The 23,573-nt window shown below is 50.4% G+C and carries 26 protein-coding genes, 1 tRNA gene and 2 pseudogenes; 9 read left to right on the top strand and 20 right to left on the bottom strand.

Annotated elements, in window-relative coordinates; all coding sequences use genetic code 11:
* Window positions 1-14: 14 nt before the first annotated feature.
* Window positions 15-158 (bottom strand): annotated as a pseudogene (locus OGX97_RS18710) (DinI-like family protein); the annotation flags it as partial.
* Window positions 159-427: 269 nt separating this feature from the next.
* Between OGX97_RS18710 and OGX97_RS18705 the strand changes: the two are divergent.
* Entirely contained in the window at window positions 428-1,987 is a 1,560-nt protein-coding gene (locus tag OGX97_RS18705) for an EAL domain-containing protein (protein WP_279851094.1), read from the top strand.
* Window positions 1,988-2,296: 309 nt separating this feature from the next.
* Window positions 2,297-2,419: transfer RNA gene (locus OGX97_RS18700), tRNA-OTHER, on the top strand.
* 169 nt (window positions 2,420-2,588) lie between these two features.
* Here OGX97_RS18700 and ompC read toward each other — a convergent pair.
* Window positions 2,589-3,731, bottom strand: coding sequence for a porin OmpC (gene ompC / locus OGX97_RS18695; RefSeq protein WP_235127265.1), 1,143 nt, complete (start codon window positions 3,729-3,731; stop codon window positions 2,589-2,591).
* 441 nt (window positions 3,732-4,172) lie between these two features.
* Between ompC and OGX97_RS18690 the strand changes: the two genes are divergently transcribed.
* The 3 genes from OGX97_RS18690 (at window position 4,173) to OGX97_RS18680 (ending at window position 6,820) form a co-directional block, all read left to right on the top strand.
* Window positions 4,173-4,865, top strand: coding sequence for a phosphohydrolase (locus OGX97_RS18690; RefSeq protein ID WP_125363757.1), 693 nt, complete (start codon window positions 4,173-4,175; stop codon window positions 4,863-4,865).
* 76 nt (window positions 4,866-4,941) lie between these two features.
* Window positions 4,942-6,372, top strand: coding sequence for a DNA cytosine methyltransferase (locus OGX97_RS18685; RefSeq protein ID WP_279851091.1), 1,431 nt, complete (start codon window positions 4,942-4,944; stop codon window positions 6,370-6,372).
* Entirely contained in the window at window positions 6,353-6,820 is a 468-nt protein-coding gene (locus tag OGX97_RS18680) for a very short patch repair endonuclease (RefSeq protein ID WP_008785122.1), read from the top strand. The genes OGX97_RS18685 and OGX97_RS18680 overlap by 20 nt, the downstream gene beginning before the upstream one ends.
* On the opposite strand, the gene yedA is transcribed toward OGX97_RS18680, so the two are convergent.
* Window positions 6,812-7,732, bottom strand: a complete 921-nt coding sequence (yedA, locus tag OGX97_RS18675; RefSeq protein ID WP_003834062.1) for a drug/metabolite exporter YedA — start codon at window positions 7,730-7,732, stop codon at window positions 6,812-6,814. The genes OGX97_RS18680 and yedA overlap by 9 nt on opposite strands.
* 175 nt (window positions 7,733-7,907) lie before the next feature.
* Here yedA and OGX97_RS18670 point away from each other — a divergent pair, with 175 nt between their 5' ends.
* Both OGX97_RS18670 and OGX97_RS18665 read left to right on the top strand, forming a co-directional pair.
* Window positions 7,908-8,822 (top strand): DUF808 domain-containing protein, encoded by a 915-nt coding sequence (locus OGX97_RS18670; RefSeq protein ID WP_172111214.1) that lies wholly within the window; start codon window positions 7,908-7,910, stop codon window positions 8,820-8,822.
* 77 nt (window positions 8,823-8,899) lie between these two features.
* A complete protein-coding gene (locus OGX97_RS18665; RefSeq protein WP_003834060.1) occupies window positions 8,900-9,085 on the top strand; it encodes a YodC family protein in 186 nt (61 codons plus the stop codon).
* A 206-nt stretch (window positions 9,086-9,291) separates the two neighbouring features.
* Here OGX97_RS18665 and yodD read toward each other — a convergent pair whose 3' ends face one another.
* On the bottom strand, window positions 9,292-9,519 hold the full coding sequence (gene yodD / locus OGX97_RS18660) for a YodD family peroxide/acid resistance protein (RefSeq protein ID WP_003030417.1): 228 nt from the start codon (window positions 9,517-9,519) through the stop codon (window positions 9,292-9,294).
* A 163-nt stretch (window positions 9,520-9,682) separates the two neighbouring features.
* Between yodD and dsrB the strand changes: the two genes are divergently transcribed.
* Window positions 9,683-9,871 (top strand): protein DsrB, encoded by a 189-nt coding sequence (dsrB, locus tag OGX97_RS18655; protein WP_003030419.1) that lies wholly within the window; start codon window positions 9,683-9,685, stop codon window positions 9,869-9,871.
* Window positions 9,872-9,925: 54 nt separating this feature from the next.
* Here dsrB and rcsA read toward each other — a convergent pair whose 3' ends face one another.
* From rcsA to fliF, 14 genes and pseudogenes are all read right to left on the bottom strand, one after another.
* Complete coding sequence (gene rcsA / locus OGX97_RS18650) at window positions 9,926-10,549, bottom strand: transcriptional regulator RcsA (protein WP_003030421.1); 624 nt, start codon at window positions 10,547-10,549, stop codon at window positions 9,926-9,928.
* Between the two features lie 233 nt (window positions 10,550-10,782).
* Window positions 10,783-11,623: pseudogene (fliR, locus tag OGX97_RS18645) on the bottom strand (flagellar biosynthetic protein FliR).
* Between the two features lie 8 nt (window positions 11,624-11,631).
* Window positions 11,632-11,901, bottom strand: coding sequence for a flagellar biosynthesis protein FliQ (fliQ, locus tag OGX97_RS18640; protein WP_008785117.1), 270 nt, complete (start codon window positions 11,899-11,901; stop codon window positions 11,632-11,634).
* A 9-nt stretch (window positions 11,902-11,910) separates the two neighbouring features.
* Window positions 11,911-12,648: a flagellar type III secretion system pore protein FliP gene (gene fliP, locus OGX97_RS18635; protein ID WP_125363758.1), complete on the bottom strand. Its 738-nt coding sequence runs from the start codon at window positions 12,646-12,648 to the stop codon at window positions 11,911-11,913.
* Window positions 12,648-13,025 (bottom strand): flagellar biosynthetic protein FliO, encoded by a 378-nt coding sequence (fliO, locus tag OGX97_RS18630; RefSeq protein WP_103014243.1) that lies wholly within the window; start codon window positions 13,023-13,025, stop codon window positions 12,648-12,650. The genes fliP and fliO overlap by 1 nt, the downstream gene beginning before the upstream one ends.
* Window positions 13,025-13,438, bottom strand: a complete 414-nt coding sequence (gene fliN, locus OGX97_RS18625) for a flagellar motor switch protein FliN (protein ID WP_003030433.1) — start codon at window positions 13,436-13,438, stop codon at window positions 13,025-13,027. The genes fliO and fliN overlap by 1 nt, the downstream gene beginning before the upstream one ends.
* Window positions 13,435-14,439 (bottom strand): flagellar motor switch protein FliM, encoded by a 1,005-nt coding sequence (gene fliM, locus OGX97_RS18620; protein WP_003030434.1) that lies wholly within the window; start codon window positions 14,437-14,439, stop codon window positions 13,435-13,437. The genes fliN and fliM overlap by 4 nt, the downstream gene beginning before the upstream one ends.
* 4 nt (window positions 14,440-14,443) lie before the next feature.
* Window positions 14,444-14,911 (bottom strand): flagellar basal body-associated protein FliL, encoded by a 468-nt coding sequence (gene fliL, locus OGX97_RS18615; protein ID WP_003834054.1) that lies wholly within the window; start codon window positions 14,909-14,911, stop codon window positions 14,444-14,446.
* 104 nt (window positions 14,912-15,015) lie between these two features.
* Window positions 15,016-16,230: a flagellar hook length control protein FliK gene (gene fliK, locus OGX97_RS18610; RefSeq protein WP_235127271.1), complete on the bottom strand. Its 1,215-nt coding sequence runs from the start codon at window positions 16,228-16,230 to the stop codon at window positions 15,016-15,018.
* The gene (gene fliJ / locus OGX97_RS18605; RefSeq protein WP_003834052.1) at window positions 16,227-16,670 is read right to left on the bottom strand and encodes a flagellar export protein FliJ; all 444 of its coding nucleotides are present in this window, start codon (window positions 16,668-16,670) and stop codon (window positions 16,227-16,229) included. Before fliJ ends, fliK begins: the two co-directional genes overlap by 4 nt.
* 21 nt (window positions 16,671-16,691) lie before the next feature.
* Entirely contained in the window at window positions 16,692-18,062 is a 1,371-nt protein-coding gene (gene fliI, locus OGX97_RS18600; RefSeq protein ID WP_279851086.1) for a flagellar protein export ATPase FliI, read from the bottom strand.
* The gene (gene fliH / locus OGX97_RS18595) at window positions 18,062-18,769 is read right to left on the bottom strand and encodes a flagellar assembly protein FliH (protein ID WP_003834049.1); all 708 of its coding nucleotides are present in this window, start codon (window positions 18,767-18,769) and stop codon (window positions 18,062-18,064) included. The genes fliI and fliH overlap by 1 nt, the downstream gene beginning before the upstream one ends.
* Entirely contained in the window at window positions 18,762-19,760 is a 999-nt protein-coding gene (gene fliG / locus OGX97_RS18590) for a flagellar motor switch protein FliG (protein ID WP_003030443.1), read from the bottom strand. Before fliG ends, fliH begins: the two co-directional genes overlap by 8 nt.
* Window positions 19,753-21,426: a flagellar basal-body MS-ring/collar protein FliF gene (fliF, locus tag OGX97_RS18585; protein ID WP_008785112.1), complete on the bottom strand. Its 1,674-nt coding sequence runs from the start codon at window positions 21,424-21,426 to the stop codon at window positions 19,753-19,755. Before fliF ends, fliG begins: the two co-directional genes overlap by 8 nt.
* Before the next feature lie 216 nt (window positions 21,427-21,642).
* On the opposite strand from fliF, the gene fliE reads away from it, so the two are divergent.
* The gene (gene fliE / locus OGX97_RS18580; protein ID WP_003030448.1) at window positions 21,643-21,957 is read left to right on the top strand and encodes a flagellar hook-basal body complex protein FliE; all 315 of its coding nucleotides are present in this window, start codon (window positions 21,643-21,645) and stop codon (window positions 21,955-21,957) included.
* 54 nt (window positions 21,958-22,011) lie between these two features.
* Here fliE and yedF read toward each other — a convergent pair whose 3' ends face one another.
* A complete protein-coding gene (gene yedF / locus OGX97_RS18575; RefSeq protein ID WP_000790504.1) occupies window positions 22,012-22,245 on the bottom strand; it encodes a sulfurtransferase-like selenium metabolism protein YedF in 234 nt (77 codons plus the stop codon).
* The gene (gene yedE, locus OGX97_RS18570; protein WP_048235181.1) at window positions 22,242-23,447 is read right to left on the bottom strand and encodes a selenium metabolism membrane protein YedE/FdhT; all 1,206 of its coding nucleotides are present in this window, start codon (window positions 23,445-23,447) and stop codon (window positions 22,242-22,244) included. Before yedE ends, yedF begins: the two co-directional genes overlap by 4 nt.
* Window positions 23,448-23,573: the final 126 nt, after the last annotated feature.

Here is a 23,573-nt window from a genome sequence, read left to right as displayed (position 1 = left end):
ACGGTTCAAGGCGTTTAATCTGAAACCAGCCACATATCAGCCTCTTCAAACATTTCCTGAACAGTACGGCTTATCTGTTCCTTCTCATGCTTGCTGGCGTCAGTGTCGATCTCCGGCAGCGTCATCATCGGTTTTACCCAAGTACCAGTATCGGGAAAAGGCGCGGTTTCACACTTATTTCCCTTAGAATTACATCCTTTACATTAGACCTATGAATACAAGATGAAGTGCCACTTATTTGGCTAAAATGCAAACATAAATCTAACTTGGATGTGGTTTTGCGTTATTTTATAACGTTCTTTTCTAATAAAAAACATAAAGAAATATTTGTTTTAGCCGATAATCTGTTTTAACTGTATGTATTTGATTCACGACAGATAGTAGAATGTATGTTGTTACATAGGGTCAGGCATATAAAGAGGGCGGTGTGAAGAATAACCACAATTTAAAACGAATTAAGCCTTATGTGATATCAATCACGTTTTCATTTTTTATTTTTTTCTCATTGTCTGAGATTTCAATGTATTATATATACAAGGAGAGGATTGCATCATATACAGAACGAGTTTTGAATAGAAGCGTTAGTCTCATTCAACAGATTGATAAAATAAATGATAGTTATGAAATATTTAATGCTTATAGTCCTTGTAGTGAACTACAACTTCATGCTCTAAGAGTGGCCTTATGGCCCTATGCTCTTATAAAAGATATATCATTTATTTCAAATGGTGCAGTCATATGTAGTGCTTTATGGGGAGTGTTGCCAGCACCATTGCTTCTCAATATCTATGATAGAAAAGTTGAAAAGGACAATGTAACTTGGTTTTTTGGTGTGTTACTGGAAAATAATGTAAAAGCTGATTTGCTAAGCAATCAAAAATTAGCCATAACGATTTCACCATTTGCATTTAATAGATTTGTTACAGACCATGAAGAGAAGGGGTTTTCTGCAATTGTAGGTGACAGAGATCATTCGCTTCATTTGTTCAAACTTGGTGAGCAGGTCGATCTTCTTGAAGAGGCTCAGCATGATAAATCCTACCAACTAGGACTTATTACCACGCAAAGCTGTAATAAAAATAATAATGTCTGTGTCATGGGGGGAGTTAAATTTCCGTGGATGAGTTTCGATAGTTGGCTAACGATGTTGTTGATTTCCTTTACATCTATTGTAACCGGTGTTCTTCTGGGTGGTTTTTATAATCAAAGAGTTGCACGTAAGCAATCATTAGTTTCAAGATTAAAAAATGCGATAAGAAGCGAATCATTATATCTTGTGTATCAACCTATTTATAAAATAAAAACCGGAAAAATTATTGGTGTGGAAGCACTAATTAGATGGGATGATCATGATATTGGTAGCATTCCTCCTGATATTTTTATCCCTATTGCAGAGAAGCATGGTTTAATCCAGGAAATAAGTGATTTTGTATTTCGAATGGCAGTAAAGCAAACCATGTCTCTTTCTGAGGAATTTGATATTTTTATAAGCATTAATGTTAGTTCTCAAGACCTTCTGTCGGAATCATTTCAAGAAAAAGTGTTTCAGATGATTGATGAATCAAATATAAAACCTGGTATGATAATGATGGAGTTAACAGAAAGGCAGAGCGCGGAAATAAATTCCCTCCAAAAGGTTATTTCTTTATTTAATAATAAAGGTATATCAATAGCTATTGATGATTTCGGGACTGGTCATTCAAATTTAAACTGGCTATCAAATTTACAAATAGATGAAATTAAAATTGATAAATCAATTACAGATTCTATCGATGAATGCTCTGTAAATAATAATGTATTGTCAGGGTTGGTGGAGATTTTTAAAGATATAACTCACAAAGTTGTTTTCGAAGGTGTAGAAACATCAACTCAGGTGAAATATTTAACTGAAATGTTCCCTGAGTGCGGTGTCCAGGGGTGGTATTACTCAAAGCCACTATCTATAGATAAATTGACAAAATTAGTCGAGGGTGCCAATTTGCCTTAACATTTAACACTTTATTTTCATTGTTTTCGCATTCTATATAACACGTGTAACCGCGAGCTATATAAATTTAACTGCAGAAGGATTTTGATATCTTGCCGCATTCAATCTGCGAGTTGGTTCAAAATTGTATGTAATGTCATGTTCGGCTTCATCAGAGAGCTGGCCGAGTTAGGCTTCACGCGTCATTGACTGGGAATATCTTCCACACAGTCTCACCTCTAGGTTGTACTTTGAAGTATAGGTTTTAGCTCAGAAAGTGTTGGTATATTAAGTATGGATAAACGCGTAACTAGTTGAATTTTATGAAGTGGAAATATTGTGGATATACCAGCAAGAAAAGTTAAGTTATTGAAAATATTACCAATGAAATCGGTCTCGAAAACCGGAGTAGGGGCAACTCTACCGGGGGTTCAAATCCCCCTCTCTCCGCCACTATTCAAGCACTTGCACGCCTCGCTTTCAACGACAGTTCTCATGGATGTTTTTTTCTTTGAGTATCCTCACAAGTTTATCGTTGTAATGCCCGCGTGGTAAAAAAATACGTTTCGTATAAATAAAAAGCCCGCTTCATATGAAGCGGGCTTGCTTGTTTTTGCGTCAATTAGAACTGGTAGATCATACCAACACCTACAACATCATCAGTAGAAATACCGACTGCGTCGTAGAATGCATCATCGCCGTCAAGCAGGTTGATTTTGTAATCAACGTAGGTGGAGAAGTTTTTGTTGAAGTAGTAGTTAGCACCAATAGATACGTACTTAACCAGATCTTTGTTGTTGTACTTATTGGTAATGAATCCCATGTCTTCAGTCAGGTCCTTACCTTTAGATTGCAGGTAAGAAATTTCCGGACGCAGACCGAAATCAAACTGGTATTGAGCCGTTACTTCGAAGTTCTGAGTTTTGTTGGCAAAACAGATACTACAATCGCTACTTCCTACTGGGGTCATATTGCGGGTTTCCGCATATATGGTTGCCAGATAGATGTTGTTAGCATCGTATTTCAGACCAACAGTCCAGGCTTCTGCTTTTTCACCATTTGCAGTGGTACCATACTGTTGTTCATTGGTACGGTCAGACGTTGAGAATGCTGCACCAGCACTGATACCCATGCCGAAGTCGTAAGTGGTGGACATACCGAAACCGTCGCCGTTCTGTTTGCGCACATTACGACCGTTGTTGGTTCCTTCCTGACCAAAGACAGAGTTTTTGCTCTCATTTGCACCTTGATACTGCAGTGCAAAATTCAGGCCCTCAACCAAGCCAAAGAAATCAGTGTTGCGGTAAGTTGCTACACCGTTGGTACGGCCTGTCATAAAGTTATCAGTGTAGGTGTATGAATCACCGCCCCATACAGGCAACATGTCGGTCCATGCTTCGATGTCATACAGCACGCCATAGTTACGGCCATAGTCGAAGGAGCCATAATCACTGAATTTCAGACCCGCAAAACCCAGACGAGTAGCGGTATTTGCATTATCATCTTCAATTTCATTTGCTTGAATATTGTATTCCCACTGACCAAAACCGATCAGATCAGAATTAATCTGAGTTTCACCTTTAAAACCCAGACGTACATATGTAGCGTCCCCGTCCTCAGTAGTATCTTCGGAGAAGACATGACGTGCATCGACTTTACCGTACAGATCCAGTTTATTGCCGTTCTTATTATAGATTTCAGCCGCATTTGCTGCGCCTGCAGCTAATAAAGCAGGGAGAAGCAGTGCCAATACTTTTCTTTTCATTATGTATTCCCTTTGCATGATAATTAAAATGAATATGTAGTACTATACGAGTGACTACATTTGGATACTATCTATGAAGTTCATTTAATTTAAAATATAACATGTAACAAATGTATTTAAAATATTTCAAAATGTTTCTTTTGCATCTTTGTATAATTATGCGTGTGTGTTAATTACATTGGTATTCGCCATGTGAATTGTTTTTAATCAGTTAGTTATATGTGTTTATCTATTTATTTGTTATGTGCATTTTATTTGTTTTAGATGTTTGTTTTTAATATTCATATAAATTATTTTTCGATATTGGTGTCGTGGGTTTTATAAATTCATGTGGATTTTATTTTTAGTGCAATAATAAAAGATGATTATGTAATGGGGCGGGCAGTGGTCTGCAATGAAAATTGTTGCTAAGGTGATTTTCTTTCTACAAAGGGAGATAGCATGAAACTGCACGACTGGCAGTCGCGATTTGAAGCCTGGTTAGCTGATAACCATTCTGGACAAGATGCTGCACATGACATCTTTCACTTTCGACGTGTGTGGATAACGGCGCAAAAGCTGAGTACAGATGCAACCGTAGACTGGCTGGTGGTGTTGACCGCGTGCTACTTCCACGATCTCGTCAGTCTGCCAAAGAACCATCCTGAGCGTCATTGTTCGTCGGTACTGGCAGCCAAGGAAACATGTCGTGTTTTGATGCGCGATTTTCCGGATTTTCCACAACAGCGGTTATCGGCAGTGTGTCATGCCATTGAGGCGCACAGTTTTAGCGCCAAAATCGCGCCAGAAACCCTTGAAGCGAAAATCGTGCAGGATGCAGACCGGCTTGAGGCGCTGGGTGCAATTGGTTTAGCGCGCGTATTTGCCGTTTCAGGGGCGTTAGGGGTTGCGCTGTTTGATGCGGAAGATCCGTTTGCCCGAAAGCGTAGCCTAGACGATAAACAGTACGCGCTCGATCACTTCCAGACCAAGTTATTGACGTTGCCGTTGACGATGCAAACCGAGCAAGGGCGGCATTTGGCACAACATAATGCGGATTTTTTACTGACGTATATGGCGAAGCTGAGTGCGGAGCTAAAAGGAGAATACGAAATGCTGGATCTTGACGCGATTCAACCCTTTAAAGCGCGCTAGTCGCCAATACGGCTGAAACGTCAACCGTGCTAATTTATGTTAATCTGTCGGTTATCCATTTCTGCCGGTTAAATGTATGCAGGATAATTTTTCAGTAGCAGGCTCCATGAACCCGATGACAGATGAAAACGAGGCCGACGTGCAGGTGATGTTGGCCAAGTTGCTTGAAATATATGACGTGAAAACGCTGGTTGCTCATCTGAATGGCGTTGGTGAGAACCGCTGGAGCCCGGCCATCTTTAAGCGAGTGGTTGCTAATGAAACATGGCATCGCCTCAGCGACCGCGAGCTCATTCATCTGAATACTTTGTTGCCGAAACCACCTGCGCATCATCCGCATTATGCCTTTCGCTTTATCGATCTTTTTGCCGGTATTGGCGGCATTCGTCGCGGCTTTGAAGCGATTGGCGGGCAGTGCGTGTTTACCAGTGAGTGGAACAAGCATGCGGTGCGCACCTATAAAGCGAACAACTACTGCGATCCGCTCCAGCACAACTTTAATGAAGATATTCGTGATATCACACTCAGCCATCACGATGGGGTGAGTGACCAGCAGGCGGCAGAACATATTCGCCAGCATGTTCCTGAACATGACGTGCTGTTAGCCGGATTCCCTTGTCAGCCATTTTCTCTGGCTGGTGTATCAAAGAAAAATGCGTTAGGGCGGGCACATGGTTTCGCCTGTGATACGCAAGGCACGCTATTTTTTGACGTGGTGCGCATTATCGATGCGCGTCGGCCCGCCATATTTGTGCTCGAAAACGTCAAAAACCTGAAGAGTCACGATCAGGGCAAAACGTTTCGCATCATTATGCAAACGCTGGACGAGCTGGGTTATGACGTAGCGGATGCGGCGGATAACGGTCCGGACGATCCGAAAATCATTGATGGGCAACATTTTTTGCCTCAGCATCGCGAACGTATCGTGCTTGTCGGCTTCCGACGCGATCTGAATTTGAAATCAGACTTCACGCTGCGGGATATTGTCACGCGTTATCCGCCGCGGCGTACCACGCTGGCGGAACTGCTTGAGCCGACCGTCGATGCGAAATATGTACTGACGCCAGTGCTGTGGAAATACCTCTATCGCTATGCGAAAAAGCATCAGGCGCGGGGCAATGGATTTGGCTATGGCATGGTGTATCCCGGTAACCCTGATAGCGTAACGCGCACATTATCTGCGCGTTATTATAAAGATGGGGCGGAGATCTTGATTGACCGTGGCTGGGATATGGCGCTGGGTGAAATAGATTTTGACGATCCGCAGAATCAGCGCCACCGCCCACGCAGACTTACGCCCAGAGAGTGCGCGCGTCTGATGGGGTTTGAATCTCCGCAGGGCTATCAGTTCAGGATCCCTGTGTCAGATACCCAGGCTTATCGCCAGTTTGGTAATTCGGTGGTCGTTCCGGCATTTGCGGCGGTGGCCAGGTTGCTGGAGCCGAAAATCAGGCAGGCAGTTGCTATTCGCGAGAAAGAGAACCAGCGTGGCAGACGTTCACGATAAAGCAACACGCAGTAAAAATATGCGGGCGATAGCTACCCGCGATACCGCAATTGAAAAACGCCTTGCCAGCGTGCTGACAGAGCAGGGGGTAACGTTTCGCGTGCAGGATGCGACGTTACCCGGTCGCCCTGATTTTGTGGTGGATGATTATCATTGTGTGATTTTTACTCATGGCTGTTTCTGGCACCACCACGATTGCTATTTGTTTAAAGTCCCCGCGACACGAACGGAATTCTGGCTGGAAAAAATAGGCAAAAATGTCCAGCGCGATGCGCGGGATTGTGAAAAGTTGCAGGCTCTGGGCTGGCGCGTACTGATTGTCTGGGAGTGCGCCCTGCGTGGTCGCAAAAAGCTGGACGATGAAGCGTTATCTGAACGTGTCATCGAGTGGATCTGCGGCGGTGGTGACACCGCGCAGATCGACACTCTCGGTATTCATTTACTGTAACGTTTTTTCCGACGGGGTAGCAACGGCATCCGCTTTAACAGGGAACAGGTATTTCCCCAACGTTACCAACACCACAGCAAACACGATCACGCCGAGCGCCAGCCATTCGATAGGGGCCAGTCTTTCTCCCCCCAGACCGGTACCTAACAGCACGGCAACAACCGGATTGACGTAGGCATAGCTGGTGGCTAGCGCCGGGCTGACATTGCGGATCAGGAACATATACGCATTAATGGCAATAATGGAGCCAAACAGGGCCAGGTAAGCCACCGCCATAAAGCCTGAAAATGTTGGCATGGTGGTCAGTTTTTCCCCGGAGAGTAGCGATGCGCACATCAGCACAATACCGGCGGCTAACATTTCAATGGCTCCGGCCATCATGCCAACGGGTAGCGTAATGCGTGAACCGTACACCGAGCCAAACGCCCAGCTTATTGAACCGATCAGGATCAAAATAGCGCCCCACGGATTGCCACTTAAATTGCCTCCGCTGTTTAGCATGATGATCCCTGCTAGCCCAATCGCTATCCCCAACCATTCCAGCTTGCGCGTTTTGATGCCAAAAAAGTGGCTAAAACACAGCGTAAATAACGGGACGGTGGCGACCACAACGGCGGCAATACCGGAAGGGACATTTTGGTGTTCTGCGACGGTGACCAGCCCATTACCTACAGCCAGCAGCAGGATACCAATTAACGCGGCGTTCAGGATTAGGCGTAAGGGGGGCAGCTTATGCCCACGAATAAGTAAGAAACTTGTTAATAAAATTCCCGCGGAGAGAAAACGTACGGCTGCCATCATTAACGGCGGCCAGCTTTCAACGCCAATGCGAATAACGAAGTACGTGGAACCCCAAATGATGTACAGCGCGAATAGCGCACTGAAAAGCGGTAACAATTGCCTGAAACGCATAATCCCTCACGGTGGAAATAAAAAGGTGCAACATAGTAAACGTCAAAACTATCTTACTGGCGAGATTTATAATTACGTGTTGATGTTAAAAACTTGTTGACCAGAAAGGTCAGTTTCAGCATGGCGTGTTTTACTTCATACTTATGACTGCAAAAAAATAATATTGAGGGTGAAAATTTTGGCAGGAAGTAGCTTACTGACCTTACTCGATGATATCGCCACGCTGCTGGATGATATCTCAGTGATGGGAAAACTGGCCGCGAAAAAAACCGCGGGCGTGCTGGGGGATGATCTGTCGCTTAATGCGCAGCAGGTGTCGGGCGTGCGGGCGAACCGCGAACTCCCGGTGGTCTGGAGTGTGGCGAAAGGATCGTTTGTTAACAAAGTTATTCTGGTGCCGTTGGCGCTATTGATAAGCGCATTTATTCCCTGGGCGATCACCCCCTTATTAATGGTAGGCGGGGCGTTTCTCTGTTTTGAAGGGGTGGAAAAGGTTCTGCATACCCTGGAGGCGCGGAAGCACAAAGAAACTCCGGAAGAACGTCAGCAGCGTCTGACATCTTTGGCGGCGCAGGATCCGCTCACCTTTGAGAAAGATAAAATCAAAGGGGCAATACGTACCGACTTCATTTTGTCTGCCGAGATTGTCGCAATTACGCTGGGTATTGTAGCGGACGCACCCTTGCTGAATCAGGTGTTGGTGCTATCAGGTATCGCGTTAGTGGTGACCGTGGGCGTGTATGGCCTGGTCGGGATTATCGTTAAGCTTGACGACATTGGGTACTGGTTGGCAGAAAAGCGCAGCCTGCTTGCCCAGTCGTTGGGCAAAGGGTTACTGGTGGTTGCCCCCTGGCTTATGAAAACACTTTCTGTGGTCGGCACACTGGCGATGTTTTTAGTGGGAGGCGGCATTGTGGTACACGGAATATCGCCGCTGCATCATGCGATTGAACATTTTGCTCAGCAGCAAAGTACATTGATTTCGCTAATGCTTCCGACCCTGCTTAACCTGGTGCTCGGCTTTATCATCGGTGGGATTGTCGTTTTGCTGGTAAAAGCTGTCGCCAGAGTGCGCGGGATTTCGCACTAATTGTTACAGGACTGATTACGCAAAACGCCTCCTTGTCATCTAAGGTGTAAAGGTTTCTCTTGATACAGGAGGCAGGTATGGTCTTTTCTGTCAGTGAGGAAGTCACCTCCAAAGAGGGTGGCCCACGTATGATCGTTACCGGGTATGCCAGCGGAATGGTGGAATGTCGCTGGTACGACGGCTTTGGCGTTAAACGGGAAGCATTCCGTGAAGATGAACTGGTGGTGCCTGGAGAGCGAAGACAGCTCTCCCAGGATGCCTGAACATTTGGCTCGACCGTAACCTGGTGATCTCTCACCCATTAGTTATATTTATCATTCCGGTGAGAATTATTTACTTGTCAGGCAAAAAAATTGCAGATAAGGTTTGGTTCACATCAGATTTTCTGGTGTAACGAATTTACAAGTGCTTCTTGCATAAGCAAGCTTGATCCCGACCCGATAAGGGCCGGGATTTTTTTCGCCCTCAGTCAGCGATTGATTTCCGACACGCTAAAATCATGGATATCAAGCTCGAACGCATCGGCCAGTTCATGCCATGTATGGTAATCACGCCCGTCAACGCTGACGCGCTCCGGGTCATCCTGGCTGCGATGAATTTCACTCTCGCAGATTTCGTTGATTGCCTTTAGCAGCGCGTCGACATCGACGCTGACTTCACGTTTGGCCGTATCGCTGTACTCTTTCGCGGTTTTCATCCTCATACCTCTCAACCGTTAAGGATACCGGGGGAGCGTACCCAAACATCAGATACGCACAACTTAAGTATAGACCGTCGATAAAACCCGCAATCGCGCGTGTACAGCGCTGCCAGAAAAAGGAATTTGTTCTACACTGGCACAAAGCCACAGGAGGAAAACTATGAAGGTGAATGATCGGGTCACAGTCAAAACGGACGGCGGTCCTCGTCGACCGGGCGTGGTACTGGCAATCGAAGAATTTAGTGAAGGCACCATGTACCTGGTTTCGCTGGAAGACTACCCGCTCGGTATCTGGTTCTTTAATGAATCAGGTCATCAGGATGGTATCTTTGTGGAAAAAGTGGAGTGACATGAGTTCCGCTGTTTGATTCTGACTGGTGGAGTCGCCACCAGTCAGAACGTCTTAGCGCATATTCACAAAGATACCATTGGTGACGTTATCCGTAAGCCTTACAACGTGATAGATAACTTGCTTATTATGCGTTTTAATCTTTCGTTTTATATTCCCCTTATGGGATGACACCGTCTTGGCTTTGATATTCATTTGATCTGATATCTGTATTGTTCCTTGACCCTCCATCCACATACGCAGCATGCTGGATTCGGTTCGACTTAATGATAATGTCGGCAGATTCACATCAATAGCAATATCTACTTCCTTTTTCAGAATATCGCCAAGTAGTTTATCCAGTGAGTCAGGTTTAATCGATTTAGAACTAATCAATAAATTTTTTCTGACGAGTAGATATTCATCAAAATGCACGTTGGCAATTGCCATAAACACAATAAATAATGTGCTGGGATGCTGATTAATGATTTGCTTTATTTGCTGGCTATTAGCAGGATCGTGGATAAAGCAGTCCTCATTAATAAACACCACAGCGGGTTGTTGAGAGACACAGGCGAGACTGAGTTCATCAACGTTGGAAATGTTGTTGATTTCCCTTTTTTTCACTCCCCGACTTACCAGATATCCGGTTAATCCTAGTCGGGTGTAACTGCATAAATCCATAATAATCGTTGACATGGCATACCCTCACTCAATGCGTAACGATAATTCCCCTTACCTGATTATTTCATCACAACTAAACGGAATAATAACGACCCAAGATGACGCTTTCGCTGTTTTTCAGGCGAATTTACTATCCCGTAAAGTTGCGTATAATTTGCCAGGAAACATCTTAAAGTAAAGTGAATGTTGCGTTATGTGAGTGAGGCAAAAACAAATAAGCCGCGACAGAGATATCCTGGTGGATGTTGTCACTTTTTAAATTTAGGACAATCCTTAGTAAAACAGGATAAAAAATAAGGGTTATTATTTTCCAGGCATTTCGCTGACGATATCGGCCAGTAAATTAAAAATTTCACTGAATAATCGTTCGCAGAATGGCGCAATTAATGGCATTAGCGCCGCCATTAGTGAAATACCTACGGTCAGAGTGAGAGGAAAGCCGATGACGAAAACCGACAGCTGTGGTGCCATGCGATTTAACAAACCAAGTGCAAGGTTCAGCGTGAGCAGCAGCGTCATTACCGGCAGGGCCAGCATTAGCCCGTTGAGGAAAATCAGGCTACCCGCCCGTGCCAGCGCGAGAAACGCATTGCTGTTCACCGGATTGCCGCCGATGGGCAGAGTATGAAAAGTATCTACCAGCAGCGAAATCAGCCATAAATGGCCGTTAAAGGTCAGGAACAGAAGCATGGCGAGCATGTCGATCAGTCGTGCCAGAACCGGCATATTCAGACGGCTACCGGGATCGAAGAACGTCGCGAAGGAAAGGCCCATTTGCAGGCCAATTAATTCCCCGGCGGTACGTACTGCGGCAAACGCAAACTGCATGGTGAAGCCTAATGCGATACCGATCAGGATTTGTTGCATTGCCTGCCAAAGCGCGCCAACAGAAAAGATGGGGACGTCAACGGCGGGAATCGATGGGGCGATAACGACGGTAATCATCAACCCCAGCCCCAGCTTTACCCGTTTGGGGATGGCTCGTTCACTGAGGATGGGGGCCGTTGAGATGAGCGCCAGTATGCGCAACAAAGGCCAGAAGTATAAATTCAGCCAGTGGAGCCACTCAACGCTGGACACCTGCAACATAACGTTGTCTACCCGATGATATAGGGGATATTGCTGAACAGCGTACGCACGTAGTCGAGCAGCAGGTTAAGCATCCACGGGCCAGCAACAATGATGGCAATAAACACCGCGACAATTTTGGGGATGAAGGACAGCGTCATTTCGTTAATCTGGGTCGCCGCCTGCAGAATACTGATGATAAGACCCGTGATGAGAGCGACCAACAGCAAAGGCGCGGCAAGGGCCAGGGCGACTTTCATCGCCTCTGTGCCCATCATCATGACCGATTCAGGAGTCATTTCGCGCCTCTAACTGTAAAAGCTTTGTGCCAGCGAGCCGACAAGTAGCTGCCAACCGTCTACCAACACAAACAGCATCAGCTTGAACGGCAACGCGATTGTGGCGGGCGGGACCATCATCATCCCGAGCGCCATCAACACGCTGGCGATCACCAGGTCGATAATCAGAAACGGAATAAAAATGGTAAAGCCTATCTGGAATGCTGTTTTCAGCTCACTGGTGACATAAGCGGGCAGCAAAATTCGCATCGGCACGGCTTCTGGTCCCTGTAACGGACCGCTGTTTGCTAAGCGCGCGAAGAGTGCCAGATCGGCTTCACGGGTCTGGCGCAACATAAACTCACGCAGCGGCTGGGCGCCTTTCTCCATGGCTTCCTGCATGGAGATCTTCTCTTCGCTGAACGGTTGGTATGCGTCAACGTAGATTTTATCGATCACCGGCGACATGATGAAAAAGGTCAAAAAGAGCGCCAGGCCCAGGAGCACCTGGTTAGGTGGTGCTGAGGGGGTACCCAGCGCATTTCGCAGTAGACCAAAAACGATGATGATGCGGGTGAAGCTGGTCATCATCAGCAAAATTGCAGGCAGGAACGTCAGCGAGGTGATGAACACCAGCGTCTGCACGGGTAACGTCCAGTTTTGTCCGCCGCCCGGCAAAGGCTGACTGACCAGACCCGGGAGTTGGGCGAGGGCAACGGGGCTGAAAAGCCACAAGCTTGCCAGCGTAAGGGATAACAAACGGCGCATCAGGATCTCCCAGGACGCTTCAGCAAACTCTTCATCATGGCCTGGAAATCCGCAGGGGAGGCCGTTTTTTCTTCTGCATCGGCAGGTGCCGGGGGCAGGGTGTGCAGGACGTTAATCTGCGAGGCTGTGACGCCCAGTACCAAACGGGCATCTTCGACCTCGACAATCACCACGCGCTCACGTGGACCCAGTGAGGTACTGGCCGTGACTTTCAGCCCGCGCGTACCGGCACTTTTGGGGGCAAACCCCAGACGTTTAATGACCCAGGCCGCCGCCAGGATCAAGACGATGATCCCGAGCAGCGCGCCGCTTACCTGCACCAGCGGTGAGCCGGGAACGGCGGCGGGTTGAGAAACGGTAGCCTGGGTATTCATGATTAACGGCTCAGACGGCGCATACGTTCAGACGGGGTGATAATGTCAGTGATACGCACACCGTATTTGTCCGCAACTACGACGACTTCGCCCTGGGCAATCAGATAACCGTTGATCAGAATATCCAGCGGTTCGCCTGCCAGACCATCCAGTGCGACAACCGAACCCTGCGTCAGACGCAGCAGCTCTTTGATGGTCATGCGGGTACGGCCCAGTTCGACGGTCAGCTTGACCGGAATGTCCATGATCAGGTCGATATCCTGCAAAGCACCGCTGACGTCGCCGCCACCTAACTGCTGGAATACCGCATCGGCCGCACTTTTGGTGGGCGTGGTTTTTTGCTCGTTTAACGCGTCAGCCCACAGATCGTCCAATGCGCCAGTGTTCTCATCGGACGGATTATTCATATCACTCATTTGGGCTGTTCCTCATTCAGCGAATTCAAAATCGGGTTTATCAGATGTTCTACGCGTAACGCATACTGACCGTTTACGGTGCCATACTGGCTGGTCAGCACAGGCACGCCGTCCACATGAGCAATAATGCGGTCGGGTTTTTCAATCGGCAGTACATCGCCGGGTTTCAGTTTTAAAATCTGGGATAGCCGCAGCGGGATATCGGCAAAGTTTGCCACCAGCTCCAGCTCAGAATGCTGAACCTGACGCACCAGATTATTGCGCCAGTTCTGATCTTCATTACGTGAATTTTCCAGCGGCGGATTCACCAGCAGCTCACGCAACGGTTCAATCATGCTGAAGGGCAGACAAATGTTAAATTCACCGGTCAGGTTGCCAATTTCAACGTGGAACGGGGTGTTCACCACAATGTCGTTCGGAGAAGTAGTGATATTGGTAAATTTCACCTGCATCTCCGAACGGACGTATTCCACTTCCAGCGGGTTGATGGCCTTCCACGCGTCGCTGTAGCTTTCCAGCGCCAGCTTCAGCATGCGGTTGATAACGCGCTGTTCCGTGTGCGTAAATTCGCGGCCTTCGACTTTCGTCGGGAAACGACCGTCACCGCCAAACAGGTTGTCTACGGCGATAAATACCAGACTCGGTGAGAACACCACCAGACCCGTACCGCGCAGCGGCTTCAGGTGGATTAAGTTCAGGTTGGTCGGAACCGGTAAGTTGCGCGCAAATTCATGGTATGGCTGGATACGGATCGCACCCACGGTAATATCCGGGCTACGGCGCAACAGGTTAAATAATCCCATTCGGAACTGGCGCGCAAAGCGTTCGTTAATGATCTCCAACGCCTGTAAACGCTCACGTACCACGCGACGCTGAGTGTTGGGATCATAAGGACGAATATCGCTTTCTTTTGCGATACCTGAAATGGGTTCGTCTTTGGTTTCGCTATCGCCGTTGAGCAATGCGTCGATTTCAGCCTGAGAAAGAATACTGTCGCCCATGTCTTTACCGCAGAATAAAAGCTGTATAAAGAACGTCGGTGACAACCTGTTTCGGCTGCCCGACAACGAGCGGAGTCGCCAGCGTCTCTTTGATGGCGGTAATCAGCTGTTGCTTACCTTCCTCGGTGGCGAGTGTGGCTGCATTCTGACGAGAGAACAGCAGCAGCAGGCGGCTGCGCACTTCCGGCAGATATTCGTTAAGACGTGAACGTGTCGCCTCATCTTTCATGCGCAGCGTGATACCGATATACAGCACACGATCTGCATCACCCAGATTGACGGTAAAGGTATCCAGCGCAAAGAACACCGGGGCTGGCGGTGGAGGCGGTTCCGCTTTGACGCTGGCGGACGGCTGCTGCTGCATGCGCCAGTAGCTATAACCCGCAGTTGCGCAGGCGGCGAGGGTAATTAATACCAGCAGAGGGATCCAAATAGCGCGTTTACTTTTTTTGTTAATCGCGGAGTCAGTCATCAGATACGGGCTTCCTGTTTCGGTACAGCTTATGGGCTGATTATCCCGTGTCCTGTCCACGACAAAGCGTGGAAAAGACGCGGATAATCATGCTACCTCTGGCGTTAGGCGAAGATGTCTACTGCGCCATCGCCGCGGGCAGCGGCTTGCAGCGAGGCTGGGGTTGCCAGTATTGCGTCATCTTCAGCGGCAAAAATGTCTTGTCCTTGAGCGCGACCAGCCTGCTGTTGCTGCCCGGAAGACTGCTGATGGCCAGCGAAGCTTTCACTGCTGATGTTGCTTTGCCCCAGTTGAATGCCGCTTTCAGCCAACTGCGTACGCAGCATCGGTAATGCGGCTTCCAGTGCGGCGCGCACGTGACTGTGCGGTGATACCATCTGCAGCTGCGCGAGGTTATCGTCCAGCTTGAGGGAAATATGTACCTGACCCAGGTCCTGCGGATGCAGACGCAGCTCTGCGCTTTGCTGGCCCTGGCGCGTGAACAATGTGACGTGCTGGCTCAGCGATTGCTGCCATTCATGGCTACCTAACGGAGCGCTTAACACCGGCGCGGCCGTCGGTAACGGTTGTGCGTGTGTTTGTGGACCACTTAGCGGGGCCGCAGTCATGCCAATGCTGGTCGGTGACGGGGTGCTGTCGATTTCAGCTCTGGCGTTCGCCGCCGCCGTCAGCGGGGTTAATGTTGGATTGTTTGCCTGATTAGCACCACCGCCAGCAATTGTGACATCCGCTTTGCCTTTTTTGGCATCACCCGGCAGCAATTCGCCAGCGTTATCGGCAATAGCACCGTGTGCAGCGTCACGTGACAATGCGGAAAGCGTGGCATCAACCGGGGCTGGTGCGCTGTCGACGGCAGGCGTAGCCAGCGGTTGTCCTGGCAGCATGGCGAACAATGCGCTCAGGTTGGCGAGATCGTCATCACTCAGCGTAGTGTTTTTTTCGTCCTGCTGAGCAACTTTGCCCAGCGTCGTCAGGGCATTAGCTTTCAGTGAAGGTGTGAGAGCAGACAACAGTTGCTGAGCGTCTGTCATGTCGGCAAGAGAAGTCTCGGTTTGTAGCTCCTGTTGCGCCAACAGATCGGTTAATTTGACCGACTGTGCGGCATCGCCATTTTTTTGCAGTAACCCTTTTTGCAGCTTACTGCTGGCCGCCTGTAAGTCGGCAAGCGACAGCGGAGCGTCTTTACCCTGCGCGTCGCCCGCACCTAATGCGCCAGCCAGCAGCGCTAAAAAATCCTCGGGTGAATCTACCGCTTTGCCTGACTGAAGACCTGCGGCTACGTCGGTGTCGGTGGTAATCAGTTGGGGTAAAGTAATCATTCGGGTTTCCTCATAGCTGCGCGCTGAGCAAATTCATCCATTTTTTTCTGATCCAGACGGTTTTCGGCCAGTAACGCCGCCGAGGTTTGTCTGTCCTGCAACGTCTGCCACGCCTGTAATCGTTGTTTTTTGTCGCGCCAACTGTTCAAAGCCATATCCACTTTTTGCGTCCACTGATTGAGCTGTTGGCGGTGTTGTTCAATCGCTTTTTCCAGCGTCTGAATAAATTGCTGGTAGTTAATCCAGCGATTGCTGGTAATACCCTGGCCCATATCGGTATTCAGATTGTTGCGATACTCATGCTGATAATCGATCAGCATTTTTAACTGTTCTTCTGCCTGCTGACAGCCACGACGCATCTCTCCTAATAAGACAGCGGCGTCATCTACCTCTTTTTCAGCCAGGTCTTTCAGTGTTGCTAACGCACCATGTTGTGCCATGACCTATGCTCTCCTGCTTAATCACACACCAGGGAAAATCAGTTCTAAAGCTTGTAGAGAATCTTCCCAGTCAGCCCGTTCAAAGATGCCTTGCTGTAAAAACGCTTCCAGCTGTGGCCATAAGGCGATGGCTTTATCCAGCATTGGATCGCTGCCTTTGGCATACGCCCCCACGCTAACCAGATCGCGGTTACGCTGGAAGCTGGACAGCAACTGTTTAAAGTTGCGCACCCGTGCGTAGTGTTTTTCACTAATGAGCGCGGTCATGGCGCGGCTGATCGAGGCTTCAATATCGATGGCCGGATAGTGACCCGCCTCGGCCAGATGGCGGGACAGCACAATGTGGCCGTCCAGAATCGCGCGCGCGGAATCGGCAATCGGGTCCTGCTGGTCGTCACCCTCGGTCAGGACAGTGTAAAACGCGGTAACTGAACCGCCGCCGTGAATACCGTTCCCGGCACGTTCAACCAGCGCCGGTAATTTGGCGAATACTGACGGCGGATAACCTTTAGTCGCCGGCGGCTCGCCGATCGCCAGGGCTATCTCACGTTGCGCCATCGCATAGCGGGTGAGGGAATCCATAATCAGCAATACGTGCTGCCCGCGATCGCGGAAATCTTCGGCGATGCGCGTGGCGTAGGCCGCGCCTTGCATACGTAACAGCGGCGAGACGTCCGCCGGAGCGGCAATCACTACCGAGCGTGCGCGACCGTCAGCGCCGAGAATATTTTCAATAAAATCTTTAACTTCGCGGCCACGCTCGCCAATCAGGCCCACGACGATAACGTCGGCCTGGGTATAGCGCGCCATCATGCCGAGCAGGACGCTTTTACCGACGCCGGAACCTGCGAAAAGCCCCATACGCTGGCCGCGACCAACGGTTAACAACGCGTTGATGGGGCGTACGCCAGTATCCAGGACGTGTTCAATTGCGGTCCGTTGCAGCGGGTTAAACGGCGGTGTAATCAGCGCGCCGGTTTCGGTGGTATCCGGGGCGGGCAGTCCGTCGAGCGGTTTGCCGCTACCGTCCAGCACACGACCCAGCAGAGCAGGGCCAAGCGGTAATTGCTTCCCGCTTTGCAGACCTTCTCCGGCAATGTTCTTCGCGTATACGCGTGCGCCGGGCAGAACGCCTTCGACCTCCTCGAGCGGCATCAGAAACAGACGTTGACCGTTAAAGCCTACGACTTCGCTTTCAACTTCCTGGGTTTCGTTGCCATCCTGGCGTTCAATGACGCAGATGGCACCCAGCGGCAGCTGTAACCCCGTAGCTTCCAGCACCAGCCCGGTGGCGCGGGTCAGACGACCGTAACGACGCACCGCAGGCAGCAGCGACATTTTCTCTTCGAAGTTGTCCAGCGTATTGAGCCAGCGAGTCAGGCGAGTAGTCATTACACGACTCCCGGCGCTGCCAGACGGCAGAGTTCTTGCCAGCGTGTGGCGACGCTGGCATCCAGATCGCCTTCGTCGGCTGAGACTTTACATCCGCCGTGATGCAGCGTGGGATCGCCGCGCAGCCGCCAGCCGTGCAGGCTGAGAGTGGCACCGAGCATCTCCTCAACACGCTGGAGATCGTCCGGATGTACGCGCAGCTGCGGTTTACCGCTAAACAGCGGTTCCTGTTGTAATAACTGTTGGATCTGCTTAATCAGCGCAGCGTTATCCACGATAGGCGTCTGACCAATCACCTGACGCGCAGCTTCCAGCGCCATTTGCATCAGGCGCGAGGCAATGACGCTGTCCAGTGCGTCCAGCGTATTCTGAAACTCGCTCACCAGTTGCTGCATACGGGCATGAATCGGCGCATGCTGCGCACGCGCCTGGTTCTGGCCTTGCTCCAGCCCCTGGCTCAGACCTTCCTGATAGCCTTGTTCATGACCCTTTTGTCGACCTTCCGCCAGCCCCGCGTTATACCCTTGCTCATGGGCCTGCATTTGCAGCTGTGCGAGCTGTTGTTCAAGCTGTTGCTCTGCCGAAAGCTCGGGTTCTTCCGTCTCTTCGGACAGCGGCGTTTCGCTGTGGTCGGCCAGCACGAACTCTGCCATCGGTGGGGCGAGATCGTCCGGAGTCCAGACTTTCCACGGCAGTTCGTTAGACATAGGTATCCTCGCCGCTGCCGATCACCATCTCGCCGGTTTCCGCCAGACGACGCACAATAAGCAGAATCGCTTTCTGTTCGTTTTCCACCTGCGACAAGCGCACCGGACCGCGGTTGGCAAGGTCGTCGCGCAGAATATCGGCAGCACGTTGCGACATGTTGCGCAGGAACTTCTCGCGTAGCGGCTGTTCGGCACCTTTCAGCGCAATCAGCAGCGATTCGGAATCCACTTCCTGCAGCAGACGCTGGATACTGCGATCGTCGACGTCCACCAGGTTTTCGAACAGGAACATTTCGTCGATAATTTTCTGCGCCAGTTCGCCGTCGAACTCGCGTACGGCGGTGATAACCGCTTCTTCCTGCTGGGTTTTCATCAGGTTGATAATTTCTGCCGCCGTTCTCACGCCGCCCATTTTGCTGCGCTTGAGGTTCTGGCCATCGAGCAGACCGTTCAGTACCTCGGTCAGTTCTGCCAGCGCGGCAGGCTGTACGCCGCCGAAGGTGGCGATACGCAGCATCACGTCGTGACGTAAACGCTCGTCGAACAGCGCCAGAATATCGGCGGCCTGGCCCCGTTTGAGGTGCACCAGAATGGTGGCGATAATCTGCGGATGCTCGTCGCGGATAAGGTCGGCGGCGCTTTGCGGCTCCATAAAGTTGAGCGTTTCAATGCCGCTGGTGGTATCGCGGGTTTCCAGAATATCTTCCAGCAGGCTGGAGGCGCGTTCCTCGCCCAGCGCTTTCACCAGCACCGAGCGCAGATATTCGTTGGCATTGATATTCAGCGCGGCAAACTGTTCTGCTTCTTGCTCAAATTCGGCCAGCACTTCAGTCAACTGTTTGTTGGAGATCTGGCGTACGTTCGCCATCGCTGTACTCAGCGCCTGAACTTCGCGCGTGGAAAGGTGTTTAAACACCTCTGCCGCGCGATCTTCGCCAATGGTCATCAGCAGGATGACGCTTTTATCGGTACCGGTAAGGGCATTACTCATGATCGTTACTCATCCACTGGCGAATGACCAGCGCCACGACGCGCGGATCGTTATCTGACATTTCACGAATACGCTGGCTCATCACTTCTGCACCCAGACGCTGATTCGTACGACGCTGCTGGGTCTGTTCGTCTTTGCTGAGGCGAACTTCTACCGCTTCTTCGGTTTCCTGACGGATACGCGTTTGTTCTTGTACCGCTTTTGCTTCTTCGCTGCGGCGAACCAACTGCGGGCGAACAGCTTTGCGCCACAGGATCCAGGCAACAAGCAGAACCAGTAACCAACGGCCTGCGGTCATCAACTGATCAATAAAGAACGGCTGTTTCCAGAACGGCAGCTCGCCCATGGAATCGTCGGTCGCCGTGAACGGAGAGTTCACCACGTTCAGGGTATCGCCACGTTTGTCGGAGAAGCCCATCGCTTCGCGGGTCAGATCCTCAATCTGTTTCATCTGATCGGCGGTTAGCGGCAGCGGTTTGCCGTCCGGCAACGTTTTATAGTTGACCACCACTGCAACCGAGAGACGCTGCACATCGCCGACGTTCATTTTGGTGTGGCGAATGGTACGGTCGACTTCATAGTTGCTGGTTTCATTGCGCTGCGTACTGCGTGGTCCGGCATTATTGCTGTTATTTGCCGTCTGCGTGGTTTGCGCATTTTGCTGATTAGCCGGAGGGTTGGCGATTGGCGCGGTATTTGCCGGTGCTGGTTGATTGGACAACGCGCCCGGTACGCCGCCTGGCGCTCCGCTTCCGATCTGCTCGCTGACGTTTAACTGACGTGAACGTAGCACGGCCTGGGAATCATCACCGTTTGGACGGTACTGTTCTTCGGTTTGCTCTTTATTAGCAAAATCCAGCTGCGCGGTGACCTGCGCATGTACGTTACCGTTGCCGACAATCGGCGACAGGATCGATTCGATACGGCGTTGAACGCGGCCTTCGACATCGCTGGCGTATTTCAACTGCGCATCGTTAAGATCGCGGCTGCTGGTGTTCGACTGAGTTAGCAGATGACCCGCCTGGTCGACCAGCGTAACGTTGCCCGGCGGTAACCCGGCGACAGCGCTGGAAACCAGATGCGTAACTGCACTGATCTGACCTTCATCCAGTGCACGGCCCGGTTCAAGGTTAACTGTCACGGAGGCTGAAGGCGCTTTTTGCTCACGCACAAACAACGACGGTTTCGGCATTGCCAGATGCACGCGGGCGCGTTTTACCGGTCCCAGCGTTTCAATGGTACGGGCTAATTCACCTTCCAGCGCACGCTGGTAGTTGACCTGCTCGCTAAACTGGCTGATACCAAACTTTTCCTGATCCAGCAGTTCAAAACCAACGGCGCCGCCTTTCGGCAGGCCTTGCTGCGCCAGACGTAAGCGCAGTTCGTGGACTTTATCGGCAGGAACTTCTATAGCACCGCTTCCCTCAGTAAAACGATAGGGAACGTTCATCTGCGTCAGTTGGGTGACAATCGCGCCACCATCCTGATCGGAAAGATTGCTGAACAACGTGCGATAGTCAGGCGCTTTGGCCCACAGGACCATCGCCACGATGATAGCGACGGCAGCGGCTCCCGCCACAATCAAAGGAATTCTGGGATTCGCGCGCAGGCGGTTTAACCACTCGAGAGGTTTAAGCTGGGTTGCAGTCGATGCTGTCGCACTCATCTCGCACCTCGTGGCTTATCGTGGACGGCGTTTTTTGCAAAGTGGAACAAGACTCACTCCCGGGTCAGCAAACTCGAAAAATTGACGGTCTCATTATTTGCGGTTTCGAATTTTTCTATGCGTTAAAAACCGTGGTTTTTTATCGTTATTTAACGCCTTTATCTTATTGACTAACTGGTAATCTCAGCTACGTAAAAAATCATCCAGGGGATCAGAATGTCGGCAATACAGGGGATTGAAGGGGTCATCAGCCAGTTGCAGGCCACGGCGATGTCAGCAAAAATGCAGGATATGCAGCCACAACCGACCGTGAGTTTTGCCGGACAACTGCATGCGGCGTTAGACAGAATCAGCGATGTGCAAACCGCGTCCCGTACCCAGGCTGAGAAATTTACCCTGGGTGAGCCGGGTATTGCGTTAAATGATGTGATGACCGATATGCAAAAAGCGTCGGTATCGATGCAGATGGGTATTCAGGTGCGTAATAAACTGGTGTCGGCGTATCAGGAAGTGATGTCGATGCAGGTGTAGGGACGACGTGCAGAGAATGTTTGCCGGATAAGCGCAGTGCCATCCGGCAACCAGTTACTTCTGAATCAAATAGCGGATCGTTGGGCCATCCTGCTGAATATCCAGCACCGTATAGCCGTGATTACGCGCATCCAGTGGAATATTGTTGATTGACTGCGGGCAATCGCTCACCACTTCCAGAATTTCACCTTTCTTCAATTGCGGCATCGCTTCCAGCGTGGCTACAGCCGGATATGGACACGGTTCGCCGACCATATCGAGGCGATAATCAGGCACGATATTTTTCATACAGACTCCTTGGCAGGCGTCAGCCCTGCGCGACGGAAGAAACGTTTTTCCCAGCCGATAATGAGCATCAGCGCGGCAAACAACAGCAGATAGGTCACCAGCAGACCGCCGAGGGGACCGAAGGTGTTGAGCAGATTCACTTTGTCCCAGTTGGTGGCAAGCGCGGGAGCAAAATCATCCCAGTAGTAGGCCAGAATGGTCGAGCCAATAACGTTGCCCAGACCAACCCACCAGTAATGCACCTGGCCTTCGACGGCGCGATACATCCAGCCAGTTTCACATCCGCCCGCTAAAACGATGCCAAAGCCAAACAGCAAGCCACCGATCACCGCATTCGGACCCGCCCACATGATTTTAGGCTCGACGCCCAGTTGCACGTAGCTAAAAATACCGATGGCGCTGACTGCCATCCCGAAGATAATCGCTTTTGCCATATGGGTGCGACCGGAAATCCACAGGTCGCGGAAGGCGGAGGTGAAGCAGATTTGCGCCCGTTCAATCAGCAGTCCGAACCCAACGCCGAACAGCATCGCCAGACCGAGCTTGGGTTTATCCATCGCCGTGAGTAGCGCCCAGCCGATCATGCCGATAAACACCAGCATGCCCAGGCGGAAACGGCGACGGGCCTGATCCGGCTTTTGCGTTAACGGCGAAGCGGCGGAGACTTTCTGCATTTTGACCGGAATACGGAACATTGGCAGCAGGGTAAAGCGTGCACCAAACCAGGAGCCAATAGCCGTGGCCAGCGCAAAAAACCAGGCGTGTAGCGAGAACTGCGGAATGCCGGTGAAGAATGCGGCCAGGTTACAGCCCATTGCCAGCCGTGCGCCGAATCCGGCGATTGCCCCGCCGACTATCGCCTGCATAATGCGCACTCGACTGCGCGGCATGCGTAACTTGACGTTGTTGGCCCACAGTGCGGCAGCAAAACAGCCGCCGAACATACCGAGGATCATCATGCCGTCGATGCGGGTCAGGGGCGAGCCTTCGAGATGGATCAGCTTGTAGTATCCCCACTCTTCGGCGTGCACACCAAACAGTTGCAGGATTTGACCACCCCAGCGGGTGAATTCACCGGTAACGGCCCAGAAGGTTCCCGTAATGCCGAAATAGTAAGTAGAGAGAATACCCGCTGCGATGACCGCAGGGGCGGGGGCCCAAAATTTAATTAACCAGGCCTGTTTGAAGTGTTGCCATGACATGCGTTGTGCCTCTGAACTCAGAAGGTATGTAACAAGAAGTGTGGATACTACACCGTTCAGAATTTTTGACTATGAGTAATAAGAGGTAACACCGTCTGGATCAATCTTTCTCAACGCTGCCGAAAG

This window comes from Citrobacter sp. Cpo061, assembly GCF_030332845.1.
In the GTDB taxonomy this organism is placed as follows: domain Bacteria; phylum Pseudomonadota; class Gammaproteobacteria; order Enterobacterales; family Enterobacteriaceae; genus Citrobacter; species Citrobacter portucalensis.
Note: the sequence above shows the minus strand (reverse complement) of the source record. Positions and strands in the feature narration are given on the sequence as shown.

Excerpts from the sequence above, each read along its gene's own strand:
- ompC (WP_235127265.1), bottom strand. The coding sequence starts at position 3,731 with ATGAAAAGAAAAGTATTGGCACTGCTTCTCCCTGCTTTATTAGCTGCA.
- OGX97_RS18690 (WP_125363757.1), top strand. The coding sequence starts at position 4,173 with ATGAAACTGCACGACTGGCAGTCGCGATTTGAAGCCTGGTTAGCTGAT.
- OGX97_RS18685 (WP_279851091.1), top strand. The coding sequence starts at position 4,942 with ATGCAGGATAATTTTTCAGTAGCAGGCTCCATGAACCCGATGACAGAT.
- yedA (WP_003834062.1), bottom strand. The coding sequence starts at position 7,732 with ATGCGTTTCAGGCAATTGTTACCGCTTTTCAGTGCGCTATTCGCGCTG.
- OGX97_RS18665 (WP_003834060.1), top strand. The coding sequence starts at position 8,900 with ATGGTCTTTTCTGTCAGTGAGGAAGTCACCTCCAAAGAGGGTGGCCCA.
- yodD (WP_003030417.1), bottom strand. The coding sequence starts at position 9,519 with ATGAAAACCGCGAAAGAGTACAGCGATACGGCCAAACGTGAAGTCAGC.
- dsrB (WP_003030419.1), top strand. The coding sequence starts at position 9,683 with ATGAAGGTGAATGATCGGGTCACAGTCAAAACGGACGGCGGTCCTCGT.
- rcsA (WP_003030421.1), bottom strand. The coding sequence starts at position 10,549 with ATGTCAACGATTATTATGGATTTATGCAGTTACACCCGACTAGGATTA.
- fliQ (WP_008785117.1), bottom strand. The coding sequence starts at position 11,901 with ATGACTCCTGAATCGGTCATGATGATGGGCACAGAGGCGATGAAAGTC.
- fliP (WP_125363758.1), bottom strand. The coding sequence starts at position 12,648 with ATGCGCCGTTTGTTATCCCTTACGCTGGCAAGCTTGTGGCTTTTCAGC.
- fliN (WP_003030433.1), bottom strand. The coding sequence starts at position 13,438 with ATGAGTGATATGAATAATCCGTCCGATGAGAACACTGGCGCATTGGAC.
- fliM (WP_003030434.1), bottom strand. The coding sequence starts at position 14,439 with ATGGGCGACAGTATTCTTTCTCAGGCTGAAATCGACGCATTGCTCAAC.
- fliL (WP_003834054.1), bottom strand. The coding sequence starts at position 14,911 with ATGACTGACTCCGCGATTAACAAAAAAAGTAAACGCGCTATTTGGATC.
- fliK (WP_235127271.1), bottom strand. The coding sequence starts at position 16,230 with ATGATTACTTTACCCCAACTGATTACCACCGACACCGACGTAGCCGCA.
- fliJ (WP_003834052.1), bottom strand. The coding sequence starts at position 16,670 with ATGGCACAACATGGTGCGTTAGCAACACTGAAAGACCTGGCTGAAAAA.
- fliI (WP_279851086.1), bottom strand. The coding sequence starts at position 18,062 with ATGACTACTCGCCTGACTCGCTGGCTCAATACGCTGGACAACTTCGAA.
- fliH (WP_003834049.1), bottom strand. The coding sequence starts at position 18,769 with ATGTCTAACGAACTGCCGTGGAAAGTCTGGACTCCGGACGATCTCGCC.
- fliG (WP_003030443.1), bottom strand. The coding sequence starts at position 19,760 with ATGAGTAATGCCCTTACCGGTACCGATAAAAGCGTCATCCTGCTGATG.
- fliF (WP_008785112.1), bottom strand. The coding sequence starts at position 21,426 with ATGAGTGCGACAGCATCGACTGCAACCCAGCTTAAACCTCTCGAGTGG.
- fliE (WP_003030448.1), top strand. The coding sequence starts at position 21,643 with ATGTCGGCAATACAGGGGATTGAAGGGGTCATCAGCCAGTTGCAGGCC.
- yedF (WP_000790504.1), bottom strand. The coding sequence starts at position 22,245 with ATGAAAAATATCGTGCCTGATTATCGCCTCGATATGGTCGGCGAACCG.
- yedE (WP_048235181.1), bottom strand. The coding sequence starts at position 23,447 with ATGTCATGGCAACACTTCAAACAGGCCTGGTTAATTAAATTTTGGGCC.